At 55.3% G+C, this 12,493-nt stretch carries 12 protein-coding genes; 5 read left to right on the plus strand and 7 right to left on the minus strand.

The genetic code is table 11. The annotated features are described in order from the left end of the window. Nucleotides 1–28: 28 nt before the first annotated feature. Genes fdnG through fdhE form a run of 4 tightly spaced genes read left to right on the plus strand, consistent with a single transcriptional unit; the run spans nt 29 to nt 5,552 of the window. Nucleotides 29–3,079 (plus strand): formate dehydrogenase-N subunit alpha, encoded by a 3,051-nt coding sequence (gene fdnG, locus N2K86_RS22180; protein ID WP_260659990.1) that lies wholly within the window; start codon nt 29–31, stop codon nt 3,077–3,079. Between the two features lie 12 nt (nt 3,080–3,091). Continuing rightward, a complete protein-coding gene (gene fdxH, locus N2K86_RS22185; protein ID WP_152082874.1) occupies nt 3,092–3,994 on the plus strand; it encodes a formate dehydrogenase subunit beta in 903 nt (300 codons plus the stop codon). Beyond that, nucleotides 3,991–4,626: a formate dehydrogenase cytochrome b556 subunit gene (gene fdoI, locus N2K86_RS22190; protein ID WP_006808711.1), complete on the plus strand. Its 636-nt coding sequence runs from the start codon at nt 3,991–3,993 to the stop codon at nt 4,624–4,626. Before fdxH ends, fdoI begins: the two co-directional genes overlap by 4 nt. Next, nucleotides 4,623–5,552, plus strand: coding sequence for a formate dehydrogenase accessory protein FdhE (fdhE, locus tag N2K86_RS22195; protein WP_260659991.1), 930 nt, complete (start codon nt 4,623–4,625; stop codon nt 5,550–5,552). The genes fdoI and fdhE overlap by 4 nt, the downstream gene beginning before the upstream one ends. 39 nt (nt 5,553–5,591) lie before the next feature. On the opposite strand, the gene N2K86_RS22200 is transcribed toward fdhE, so the two are convergent. Both N2K86_RS22200 and N2K86_RS22205 read right to left on the minus strand, forming a co-directional pair. Then, a complete protein-coding gene (locus tag N2K86_RS22200; RefSeq protein ID WP_260659992.1) occupies nt 5,592–5,963 on the minus strand; it encodes a type II toxin-antitoxin system VapC family toxin in 372 nt (123 codons plus the stop codon). Between the two features lie 2 nt (nt 5,964–5,965). After that, entirely contained in the window at nt 5,966–6,208 is a 243-nt protein-coding gene (locus N2K86_RS22205; protein WP_010436846.1) for a ribbon-helix-helix protein, CopG family, read from the minus strand. Between the two features lie 199 nt (nt 6,209–6,407). Here N2K86_RS22205 and N2K86_RS22210 point away from each other — a divergent pair, with 199 nt between their 5' ends. Continuing rightward, on the plus strand, nt 6,408–7,325 hold the full coding sequence (locus N2K86_RS22210; RefSeq protein WP_260659993.1) for an alpha/beta hydrolase: 918 nt from the start codon (nt 6,408–6,410) through the stop codon (nt 7,323–7,325). Between the two features lie 12 nt (nt 7,326–7,337). Here N2K86_RS22210 and fabY read toward each other — a convergent pair whose 3' ends face one another. The 5 genes from fabY to typA all read right to left on the minus strand — a co-directional run bounded on the left by fabY (nt 7,338) and on the right by typA (nt 12,189). Continuing rightward, complete coding sequence (gene fabY, locus N2K86_RS22215) at nt 7,338–8,279, minus strand: fatty acid biosynthesis protein FabY (protein WP_260659994.1); 942 nt, start codon at nt 8,277–8,279, stop codon at nt 7,338–7,340. Between the two features lie 44 nt (nt 8,280–8,323). Continuing rightward, nucleotides 8,324–8,761: a D-aminoacyl-tRNA deacylase gene (dtd, locus tag N2K86_RS22220; protein ID WP_108417975.1), complete on the minus strand. Its 438-nt coding sequence runs from the start codon at nt 8,759–8,761 to the stop codon at nt 8,324–8,326. Continuing rightward, on the minus strand, nt 8,758–9,639 hold the full coding sequence (locus tag N2K86_RS22225; protein WP_010436837.1) for a virulence factor BrkB family protein: 882 nt from the start codon (nt 9,637–9,639) through the stop codon (nt 8,758–8,760). The genes dtd and N2K86_RS22225 overlap by 4 nt, the downstream gene beginning before the upstream one ends. Continuing rightward, nucleotides 9,633–10,232: a glucose-1-phosphatase gene (yihX, locus tag N2K86_RS22230; RefSeq protein WP_010436834.1), complete on the minus strand. Its 600-nt coding sequence runs from the start codon at nt 10,230–10,232 to the stop codon at nt 9,633–9,635. The genes N2K86_RS22225 and yihX overlap by 7 nt, the downstream gene beginning before the upstream one ends. A gap of 133 nt (nt 10,233–10,365) precedes the next feature. Next, on the minus strand, nt 10,366–12,189 hold the full coding sequence (gene typA / locus N2K86_RS22235) for a ribosome-dependent GTPase TypA (RefSeq protein ID WP_260659995.1): 1,824 nt from the start codon (nt 12,187–12,189) through the stop codon (nt 10,366–10,368). Nucleotides 12,190–12,493: the final 304 nt, after the last annotated feature.

A 12,493-nucleotide genomic window follows, 5' to 3' on the forward strand; every position in this document is an offset into this window, starting at 1 on the left:
TAAGCAATGTCGAAACAAGGAGTGACCCATGCAGGTCAGCAGAAGGCAGTTCTTTAAGATCTGCGCTGGCGGTATGGCAGGCACCACGGCAGCGGCACTGGGCTTTGCGCCCGGCGTAGCGCTGGCGGAAACGCGGCAGTATAAACTGCTGCGCACCCGTGAAACCCGTAATACCTGTACGTACTGCTCTGTCGGTTGCGGGCTGTTAATGTATAGCCTCGGCGACGGTGCTAAAAACGCCAAAGCGTCTATTTTCCATATCGAAGGCGACCCGGATCACCCGGTCAACCGCGGCGCATTGTGCCCGAAAGGGGCCGGTCTGGTGGACTTTATCCACTCCGAAAGCCGTCTCAAATTCCCTGAATACCGCGCGCCTGGCTCCGACAAATGGCAGCAAATCAGCTGGGAAGAGGCGTTCGACCGCATCGCAAAACATATTAAAGAAGACCGCGATGCCAACTTTGTTGAGAAGAACGCCGACGGCGTCACGGTCAACCGCTGGCTCTCCACCGGGATGCTGTGTGCCTCTGCTTCCAGCAACGAAACCGGTTATTTAACCCAGAAATTTACGCGTGCACTCGGTATGCTCGCGGTCGACAACCAGGCGCGTGTCTGACACGGACCAACGGTAGCAAGTCTTGCTCCAACATTTGGTCGCGGTGCGATGACCAACCACTGGGTCGACATCAAGAACGCCAACCTCATTGTGGTGATGGGCGGTAACGCCGCTGAAGCGCACCCTGTTGGGTTCCGCTGGGCGATGGAAGCCAAAATCCACAACGGTGCGAAACTGATTGTGATCGATCCCCGCTTTACGCGTACGGCGTCAGTGGCGGATTTCTACACCCCTATTCGTTCAGGTACTGACATCACTTTCCTGTCAGGCGTATTGCTGTACCTGATGACCAACGAAAAATACAACCGCGAATACACCGAAGCCTATACCAACGCCAGCCTGATCGTGCGTGAGGATTACCACTTCGAAGATGGCCTGTTCAGCGGTTACGACGCTGAAAAACGCAAGTACGACAAAACCAGCTGGAACTACGAGCTGGATGAAAAAGGCTTTGCGAAGCGCGACACCACCCTGCAGCACCCGCGCTGCGTGTGGAACCTGCTGAAAGAGCACGTCTCCCGCTACACGCCGGAGGTTGTCGAAAACATCTGCGGGACGCCGAAGGCGGACTTCCTGAAGGTGTGCGAGCTGATCGCAGAGACCAGCGCCAAAGACAAAACCGCGTCGTTCCTGTACGCCCTCGGCTGGACGCAGCACTCCATCGGCGCGCAGAACATCCGTACCATGGCGATGGTGCAGCTCCTGCTCGGCAACATGGGTATGGCAGGCGGCGGCGTGAACGCCCTGCGCGGTCACTCTAACATTCAGGGTCTGACCGACCTCGGCCTGCTGTCGCAAAGCCTGACGGGTTATATGAACCTGCCGAGTGAGAAACAGACCGACCTGCAAACCTACCTGGCGGCCAGCACGCCAAAACCGTTACTCGAAGGCCAGGTGAACTACTGGGGCAACTATCCGAAGTTCTTCGTCTCGCTGATGAAAGCCTTCTACGGCGACAAAGCGACGGCGGAAAACAGCTGGGGCTTTGACTGGCTGCCGAAGTGGGACAAAGGCTACGACGTTCTGCAGTATTTCGAGATGATGCACCAGGGCAAAGTGAACGGCTATCTGTGCCAGGGCTTCAACCCGGTTGCCTCGTTCCCGAACAAGAACAAGGTTGTTGAGTCGCTGTCGAAGCTGAAGTTCCTGGTGACGATTGACCCACTCAACACCGAGACCTCAACCTTCTGGCAGAACCACGGTGAATCGAACGACGTCGATCCATCGAAGATTCAGACCGAAGTGTTCCGTCTGCCGTCTACCTGCTTCGCGGAAGAGAACGGTTCTATCGTCAACTCCGGACGCTGGCTGCAGTGGCACTGGAAAGGCGCGGACGCCCCGGGCATCGCCATGAACGACGGCGAGATCCTGGCCGGTATCTTCTTACGCCTGCGTAAGATGTATGCAGCAGAAGGCGGCGCGAACCCTGAGCCTGTGCTGAACATGACCTGGAACTACTCGACGCCGGAAAACCCAGCGCCGGAAGAAGTGGCGATGGAGAGCAACGGTAAGGCGCTGGCGGACGTTATTGACCCGGCCACCGGTACCGTGCTGGCGAAGAAAGGCGATCAGCTCAGCACCTTCGCGCATCTGCGTGATGATGGTACGACGTCGAGCGGCTGCTGGATCTTTGCCGGTAGCTGGACGCCGAAAGGCAACCAGATGGCCAACCGCGATAACGCCGACCCGTCAGGCCTTGGCAATACGCTGGGCTGGGCCTGGGCGTGGCCGCTCAACCGCCGCATCCTCTATAACCGCGCATCCGCTGACCCGCAGGGCAACCCGTGGGATCCGAAGCGTCAGCTTCTGAAGTGGGACGGCGCGAAATGGGGCGGCGTGGATATTCCGGACTACAGCACTGCCGCACCGGGCAGCGACGTTGGGCCGTTTATCATGCAGCCTGAAGGGATGGGCCGCCTGTTTGCTATCGATAAGATGGCGGAAGGTCCGTTCCCGGAACACTACGAGCCGTTTGAGACGCCGCTGGGCACTAACCCGCTGCACCCGAACGTGGTCTCTAACCCGGCCGCGCGTATCTTCAAGGGCGACTTTGAAGCGCTGGGTAAAAAAGACAAGTTCCCGTACGTGGGCACCACCTACCGTCTGACCGAGCACTTCCACTACTGGACCAAGCACGCGCTGCTTAACGCCATCGCGCAGCCGGAACAGTTTGTGGAGATCGGCGAGAAGCTGGCGAACAAGCTCGGCATTGCCCATGGCGATACCGTGAAGGTCTCCTCTAACCGCGGCTACATTAAAGCCAAGGCGGTGGTGACCAAGCGTATTCGCACGCTGAACGTTCACGGTCAGCAGGTGGATACCATCGGCATCCCGATTCACTGGGGCTATGAGGGCGTGGCGAAGAAAGGGTTCATTGCGAACACCCTGACGCCGTTCGTCGGCGATGCGAATACGCAGACGCCGGAGTTTAAGGCCTTCCTCGTGAACGTGGAAAAGGTGTAACGGAGACGACTTATGGCTTATCAATCTCAAGACATTATCCGTCGTTCCGCGACAAACAGTTTCACGCCCGCGCCGCAGGCGCGGGACCACCAGCAGGAAGTGGCGAAGCTTATCGACGTCACCACCTGTATCGGCTGTAAGGCCTGTCAGGTGGCGTGTTCAGAGTGGAACGATCTGCGTGACGAAGTGGGTCACAACGTCGGGGTGTACGACAACCCGGCGGACCTGACCGCCAAGTCCTGGACGGTGATGCGTTTCTCGGAAGTGGAGCAGAACGACAAGCTGGAATGGCTTATCCGCAAAGACGGCTGTATGCACTGCGCGGATCCGGGCTGCCTGAAGGCATGTCCGTCAGAAGGGGCTATTATTCAGTATGCCAACGGCATCGTCGACTTCCAGTCCGAACAGTGCATCGGCTGCGGCTACTGCATCGCGGGCTGTCCGTTCGACGTGCCGCGACTGAACCCGGAAGACAACCGCGTCTACAAATGTACGCTGTGCGTTGACCGTGTAAACGTCGGCCAGGAGCCTGCATGCGTGAAGACCTGCCCAACCGGCGCTATCCACTTTGGCTCTAAAGAGGATATGAAAACGCTGGCGGCAGAGCGCGTGGGCGAGCTGAAAACCCGCGGTTACGACAACGCGGGCCTGTACGATCCGGCCGGGGTTGGCGGTACGCACGTGATGTACGTGCTGCACCACGCCGACAAGCCGAACCTGTATCACGGCCTGCCGGAGAACCCGGAAATCAGCGCCACCGTGAAGTTCTGGAAAGGCATCTGGAAACCGCTGGCAGCGGTCGGTTTTGCTGCCACCTTCGCAGCGAGCATCTTCCACTACGTCGGTGTCGGTCCGAACCGCGCGGAAGAGGAAGACGACAACCTGCATGAAGAGAAAGACGAGGTGCGCAAATGAGAAAACGTGACACCATCGTGCGCTACACCGCGCCGGAACGCATCAACCACTGGGTCACCGCCTTCTGCTTCATGCTGGCGGCGATAAGCGGGCTGGGGTTCTTCTTCCCGTCCTTCAACTGGCTGATGCAGATACTGGGCACGCCGCAGCTGGCGCGCATCCTGCACCCGTTCGTGGGTGTGGTGATGTTTGCCTCGTTTATCATCATGTTTTTCCGCTACTGGCACCATAACCTAATCAATCGGGATGATATCTTTTGGGCGAAGAATATTCGTAAGATCGTCGTCAACGAGGAAGTGGGTGATACCGGGCGTTATAACTTCGGCCAGAAATGCGTATTCTGGGCGGCGATTATCTTCCTGGTCCTGTTGCTGGTGAGCGGCGTGATCATCTGGCGTCCGTACTTTGCGCCTGCTTTCTCAATCCCGGTGATCCGATTCGCGCTGATGCTGCATTCATTTGCCGCAGTGGCGTTAATTGTGGTTATCATGGTGCATATCTACGCCGCCCTCTGGGTGAAAGGCACCATTACCGCGATGGTGGAAGGATGGGTAACCAGCACGTGGGCGAAGAAACATCACCCACGCTGGTACCGTGAAGTCCGCCAGAAACAGGAAAAGTCATCTGAATGAGTATTCGCATAATCCCGCAAGATGAGCTGGGGTCGAGCGAGAAACGCACGGCGGATTATATTCCGCCGTTGTTATTCCCCAGACTCAAGAACCTCTACAACCGCCGCGCAGAGCGTCTGCGCGAGCTGGCAGAGAACAACCCGCTGGGCGATTTTCTGCGCTTTGCCGCGCTGGTCGCCCACGCGCAGGAAGTGGTGCTGTACGACCACCCTCTGCAAATGGACCTGACCGTGCGCATCAAAGAAGCCAACGCGCAGGGCAAGCCGCCGCTGGACATTCACGTCCTGCCGCGCGACAAGCACTGGCAGAAGCTGCTGCATTCGCTCATTGCCGAGCTGAAGCCCGAGATGAGCGGTACTGCGCTGTCGGTGATCGAGAACCTGGAAAAAGCCTCTGACCTGGAGCTGGAAGAGATGGCGAGCGCGCTGTTTGCCTCTGACTTCTCTCTGGTTAGCAGCGATAAAGCGCCGTTTATCTGGGCTGCGCTGTCGCTCTACTGGGCGCAAATGGCAAGCCTGATCCCGGGCAAAGCCCGCGCTGAATACGGTGAAGCGCGTCAGTTCTGCCCGGTCTGCGGCTCAATGCCGGTCTCCAGCATGGTGCAAATTGGCACCACTCAGGGGCTGCGCTACCTGCACTGCAACCTGTGTGAAACCGAGTGGCACGTGGTGCGCATCAAGTGCAGCAACTGCGAGCAGACCCGCGATCTGAACTACTGGTCGCTGGAAAATGAAGACGCGGCGGTGAAAGCGGAAAGCTGCGGCGACTGCGGCACTTACCTGAAGATCCTGTATCAGGAAAAAGACCCGAAAGTCGAAGCGGTGGCCGACGATCTCGCCTCGCTGATTCTGGACGCGAAGATGGAGCAGGAGGGCTTTGCCCGCAGCTCGATTAACCCGTTCCTGTTCCCGGGTGAAGGGGAGTAATTTCCTCTGACAGTGCCGGGCGGCGCGAGCTTGCCCGGCCTACAGCTGGTAAGGTGAAACGACCCCAGTAATGCCCTGAAAGTCCCTCGTATTTCGAGAAATCAACGGGCAATTTCTGCACTGAGCTGTGGCCAGAATGATAGCATCAGGCAGTTTCATCCCGTGCCGTTCACGAAGTAATACGCTTCTTTCAGCAATTTCCCGCGTAACATCAATAATTTCAAAAGCCCCCATGACAGCTGCCGTTTTCGCTTCATGGCCGTGCTTGCGCGCGCCCACCATAACTTCCATCCAGGTGATTAGACTAATGGCGCGATGCGAAGCTGTGCGATCAATCGCATCAGCAGCCTCAACGCGATTATTAAAAAGATCGATGAGAATATTGGTATCAAACACTGCCATGTGCTCCATGATTACCACTCCTCACGCAGCTTGCGTTCATACTCAAGCCCATCTTCCTGCTGGTTTCCCCACAGGCCAAGCGCATCGCGGATAACTGATGAACTCTGTTGGTCAAGATATTGCTCAATGGCTTCCCGCAGCAATTCGGCGCGGGGCCGGTTGCGTAACTGCTTCAGGTTATCCAGTCGTTGAATCACGTCATCAGACAAATCGATCAGTATTCTGCCCATATCAAGGTCCGCCAAAAGACTCATATATCACCTTAGTATATCATCCGCGGTTAATTTTCAGGCAATATATCCACATTAAAAACAGAGTTAAAGGATATAGCCAGGGTAGTTGCAGGTTTTGCGAGCCGCTTTCCAGAATGTTCACACCCGCAAATTTCTCTGTTTTCATCTGCCGTAAACCAGGCTATAAAGCTGTATATAAATACAGTGTAAGGACGTAGCCATGGCGCTGGAAAAGGGTATTGATAAGCTTGTTAAGGATTTTATTGCGGCAGGACGGCCCTCCCCGCGAAAGCAAAGTATTGATGACCGCAGAGCCGGGTATATTGCGAGCACAGAACTTGCCGGTGAGACTGAAAATCGCGTCATTGTTGAAACGCTCGTTCTTGAGGAGATGACCTTTCGGGTGTTTTCACCTCTCAATGCACCCGAAACCTTACCTGCAGCCATCTACTATCACGGCGGTTGTTTTGTCAGCGGTGGGTTTGAAACGCATGATAATCAGCTTCGCCAGCTGGCGTTTAAAGGCAACTGCCGTATCGTTGCGGTGCAGTACCGGCTTGCGCCAGAACATCTTTTCCCCGCCGCACATGACGACGCTGAAAGAGGGGCAGATTTAGTTTGGCAGTATGCCGACAGGCTTGGGGTTAACAGAAACCGGATAACCCTTTGCGGAGACAGTGCAGGGGCACACCTGGCGCTGGTGACGTCTCTGCGGCTCAAAGCGAAAGGTGTCTGGCAACCAGCACAGCTGATCCTGATCTACCCAATGCTCGACGCGACGGCTCGTTTTGAAAGCTATATTCTCAACGGCGCGGATTATGTCATTACTCGCGACACCCTGCTCAGCGGGTATGAAATGTATCTGGCCAGCACCGATCGCCAACATCCAGAAGCCAGCCCACTGTGGCGGGATGATTTTTGCGGACTTCCGCCAGTGCATATTGTTACCGCTGAGTATGATCCGCTCTGTGATGAGGGCGAGATGCTGTATCGGCATCTTTCAGAGCAGGGGGTGACGTGCACGGCCCAACGGTGGCTGGGTGTGATACACGGTTTCTTTCAGCTTGGCGGCGTGAGTCAGTCGGCGAGGGACGTGATGCGGGATATCGCCTGGCGGATCAGTGCCGCCCGGCGATAAAAACGGAAGAGGCTACTCCTCCTCGTTCCCGCCCTCTTCATACGCACCGTACGGCTTCGCAGGCAGAACGATGTAGGTGCCTTCAAACACCGCGCCCGGCGTTTCATCACCGAACAGCTCTACCTGCATCTGCACGCGGGCTTTGCGTCCACGTGCCAGGCGGTCAAGATCGCCGCCCAGTGCGCCAAGGTCAGCTACCGCGCTCGGCTTGCCGCTGATCGGCGCGCTGTAGCGGATATGGGCATCGGCAAGGATAATGGTGCCGCCCAGGTGGCGCTCGCGCAGCATCAGCCAGATAAGCCCCCAGCCGGTAAGCGTCGCCAGCGAGAAGAGACTGCCGGCAAACAGGGTGTGGTGCGGGTTTTGGTTGCCGATCTCCGGCATGGTGGTAATGAATTTCTGTCCGGTGTACTGCTGTATGCGCACGCCCATTTTTTCACTGAGCGGAATGTGCTCATACCACGCCTGCTGCAGCTGACCGCACCAGTCGGCGCGATGCAGAATGTCATCCAGCGTGGCGATGGGTTTAATCATCAAAAAGTGGCGAATCGGCGTGGTTTGCGGGGCGGTGATTTCGCCCTGGTTAACAAAACCGAGTTTGGCAAAGAATTCGACGGCGTCTTCACGGGCGCTACAGGTGACGCGCTTAACGCCTTCCTGACGGGCGACGGACTCCAGCGTCATCGCCATCAGGGTGCCGAGCCCTTTATCCTGCACAGACGGGTGAACCGCCATAAAGCGAATAGAGGCTTCATTGTCGGCATTGATATACAGACGCCCGACGGCGACGAGGTTACCCTCTTCATCCACCACCATTTGATGGTGCGCCATCGCGTCCCAGGCGTCGCGTTCAGACCCTTTTGGCTGATGTAAGGGTTTGCGCAGCATTTCCCAGCGGAAATGGTAATAGACCTCTAACTCTTGTTCCGTTTGCGGTACTCGAAGGTGATACATAGCTGTACTCTCTCTGGTTACCCGCGGCCGCGCCGCCAGTTGGCTCATACCTGGAGCCAGAATGTGACGGGGCCATCGTTCACCAGCGATACCTGCATATCTGCAGCGAATCGTCCGGTTTGCGTATTCATTTCCTGCTGACGGCAGCGCTCAACAAAGTACTCGTAAAGGGCTTCCGCGCGTTCTGGCGCAGCACCTTTAGAGAAACCAGGCCGCATGCCGCGTTCGGTATCTGCGGCCAACGTAAACTGGGACACCACCAGCACGCTTCCACCCGCCTGCTGGACATTGAGGTTCATCTTGCCTTCCGCATCGCTAAAGATGCGGTAGCCCAGCACGCGCTCGCACAGGCGGTTGGCTTTTTGTTCGTCATCATCCTTTTCGACACCTAACAACACTAAAAGTCCTGGGCCGATTTCACCCGTCACCTCATCCTCCACGGTGACGCTGGCACGGGTTACGCGCTGTATCAATGCAATCATGGTTGGTCTGCTTCTTGTTGTTTTTCAGCTTCTGCTGCTTTTTTAAGTTCGCGGTATATTCCGAGAGTGACAGTTATTTCGGCACCAAGCAAGACGATACACCAGGTCCAGTAGACCCAGACAAACAAAATGGGGATCACCGCCAGCACGCCGTAAATCAGCTGATAAGACGGGAACATGGTGATGTAAAGCGCGAATCCTTTCTTGCCCAGCTCGAAGAGGACGGCTGCGACCAGCGCCCCCACGATGGCATCACGGTTAGGTACGCGCGTCGTCGGCACCACGCTGTAAAGCAGCCAGAATGAGAGCCACGATAAAATGAGCGGGAAGATGCGCAGAACGTTATCAATCACGCTGTTTAAGTCACTCGCCCAGCGCAGAGAAAGAAGATAGGAACTTATCGCCAGGCTCGCCCCCGCCAGCAGCGGACCGAGGGTCAAAATCATCCAGTACACGGCAAAGGAGTAAACCTTAGGACGGATTTTTTTGCTTCGCCAGATGGTGTTGAGAGCACTGTCGATGGAATACATCAAAAGCAGCGCCGTGACGATGAGGCCGCAGGCGCCCACCGCCGTCATCTTACTGGAGTTGGCGACAAACTGCTCAATATAGTTCTGAATAACGTCGCCGGTGGCCGGAATGAAGTTTGCAAAAACAAAATGACGAAGCTGCAGGCTGACATCTGCAAACATCGGAAACGCGGAAAACAGGGCAAAGATGACCGCCACCAGCGGCACCAATGAGAGCAACGACACATAGGCGAGATTCCCCGCCAGCGTCGTCATGTTGTCCTCATCAATGCGGTGCCAGAGCAGTTTCAGCCATGCCCGGAGCGGCCGAGTATGGTGCGTGGCTTTTTGATGAACGGTTTTTAGCATAACTGCTTCGCAAAATAGTTCGGTATCGTCTCTTTTCCGGTCACCAGAATTGACGTGATACCTAACTGGTTAGCTCCCTCTATATTATCGGCGTTGTCGTCGAAAAAGACCGCATCGGCCGCGGAGAATCCCTCTTCCTGCAGAACCGCCTGATAAATACGCGCTTCAGGCTTGCGCATGCCCATCTCCTGGGAGAGATAAATTTTATCTGCTGCCGCGTGGATCTCCGGATATTCATCCGGCCAAAACGTGGTGTGCAGGCGGTTGGTATTCGACAGCACCACCACGCGATGCCCCTGCTCGCGCAGTTTATGCATGATGTCGGTAACTTCCGGGCGGATCGCAACAAATACGGCCTGCCAGCCATGTGAAAACTGCTCATAGCTCAACGGCAGATCCATTTCATGGCAGAAACGCTCTGCGAATTCTTCATCGCTGATTTCACCGCGTTCGTGCTGGTGGAATGTCTCACCCATCGCGAAATTCTGTTTTAACGTCGCCAGCGGAACACGGCTAAAATCGCTCCATGCGCCCAGCACCCGGTTAAAATCGATATCGACGATGACATTTCCTAAGTCAAAGATATAAAGCATGTTTATCTCCTTTGCGCCGTGGAAAAGTAACTGTAGCGGGAAAGATAAGGTTTGGCTATGGAGAGGGACACAACGTAGAAAAAGAAAAACCCCGCCACAAGGACGGGGTTTTAGAGACTTAAAGAGGAGTGAATTACTCTTCTTTCGCACCGCGCATAGCACGTTTACGATCGTTCTCGGTCAGGTGACGTTTACGGATACGAATTGACTGTGGAGTCACTTCTACCAGTTCGTCGTCATCGATGAATTCCAGAGCCTGCTCCAGGGTCATCTTGATCGGTGGAACCAGAACCGTTGCTTCGTCAGTACCGGACGCACGCATGTTGGTCAGTTTCTTACCGGTCAGGCAGTTTACAGTCAGGTCGTTAGAACGGCTGTGAATACCGATGATCTGGCCTTCGTAAACTTCTGCACCGTGACCCAGGAACAGCTTACCGCGGTCCTGAAGGCTGAACAGTGCGAACGCAACCGCTTTACCCTGACCGTTGGAGATCAGCACGCCGTTGTTACGCTGGCCGACTTCGCCCGGACGAACATCGTCGTAGTGGCTGAAGGTGGAGTACAGCAGACCGGTACCAGAAGTCATGGTCATGAACTCTGAACGGAAGCCGATCAGGCCACGGCTTGGGATCACGTAGTCGAGACGTACGCGGCCTTTGCCATCTGGATTCATGTTTTTCAGGTCGCCTTTACGCTCACCCAGAGCCTGCATCACAGAACCCTGATGCTGCTCTTCAACGTCCAGCGTTACGTTCTCGAACGGCTCTTGTTTACGGCCATCGATTTCGCGGAAGATAACTTTCGGACGGGAAACCGCCATTTCGAAACCTTCACGACGCATGTTTTCGATCAGAACTGACAGGTGCAGCTCACCACGACCGGAAACGCGGAATGCGTCTGCATCCGGCGTTTCTTCAACGCGCAGCGCAACGTTGTGCACCAGCTCTTTGTTCAGGCGGTCAAGGATCTGACGAGAGGTAACGAACTTACCTTCTTTACCACAGAACGGAGAGGTGTTGACGTTGAAGAACATGGATACGGTTGGTTCATCAACGGACAGGGCTGGCAGCGCTTCGACGTTCTGCGGATCGCAGATGGTGTCGGAGATGTTCAGTTCACCCAGACCGGTGATGGCGATGATATCGCCAGCTTCAGCAATGTCACTATCGATACGCTCAAGGCCCAGGTGAGTCAGTACTTTACCGACTTTACCGTTACGGGTTTTGCCTTCGCTATCGATGATAGTCACCTGCTGGTTAGGCTTAACTTTACCGCGCTTGATACGACCAATGCCGATTACACCAACGTAGTTGTTGTAGTCGAGCTGAGAGATCTGCATCTGCAGGGTGCCGTCGAGATCAACGTTTGGTGCAGGAACACGGTCAACAATCGCCTGGTACAGCGGGGTCATGTCTTCAGCCATGTCTTCGTGGTCCAGACCTGCAATACCGTTCAGCGCAGACGCGTAAACGATAGGGAAGTCCAGCTGCTCGTCGGTCGCGTCGAGGTTAACGAACAGGTCGAAGACCTGATCAACAACCCAGTCAGGACGCGCGCCAGGACGGTCAACTTTGTTGATAACAACAATTGGCTTCAGACCATGAGCAAACGCTTTTTTGGTCACGAAGCGCGTCTGGGGCATTGGGCCATCCATTGCGTCAACGACCAGCAGAACGGAGTCTACCATGGACATTACACGTTCAACTTCACCACCGAAGTCGGCGTGCCCTGGGGTATCAACGATGTTGATACGGTAGTCATTCCATTTGATAGCGGTGTTTTTGGCGAGGATGGTAATCCCACGCTCTTTCTCCAAATCGTTGGAGTCCATCACGCGTTCTTGAGTTTCGGCACGAGCATCAAATGTACCGGACTGCTGCAGCAGCTTATCAACCAGGGTAGTTTTACCATGGTCGACGTGCGCGATGATGGCGATGTTACGCAATTTTTCGATCACAACTTTGCCTCAGGCATTTAGAAATAGCGCGTTATTGTACACGGATTAATCGCACTACAAAACAGGATCACAAACATCCCCCGCAAACAAGTATTGCAGAGATGCTTTGTGATCGCTTTCACGGAGCGGTAAAAGGGCACTTTAACGTAAATTGCACCAATATGGTGCTCAATGTTCACATTGAAGCACTATACTGGTGCAACAAATCCATTGTGGTGCAGCCCTTTTGCACTATGGTGCGCATGATAACGCCTTTTTGGGGTGTTTTAAAAGTTGGCACAGATTTCGCTTTATAAAAATACGG

This window comes from Enterobacter mori, assembly GCF_025244905.1.
GTDB lineage: Bacteria > Pseudomonadota > Gammaproteobacteria > Enterobacterales > Enterobacteriaceae > Enterobacter > Enterobacter mori_A.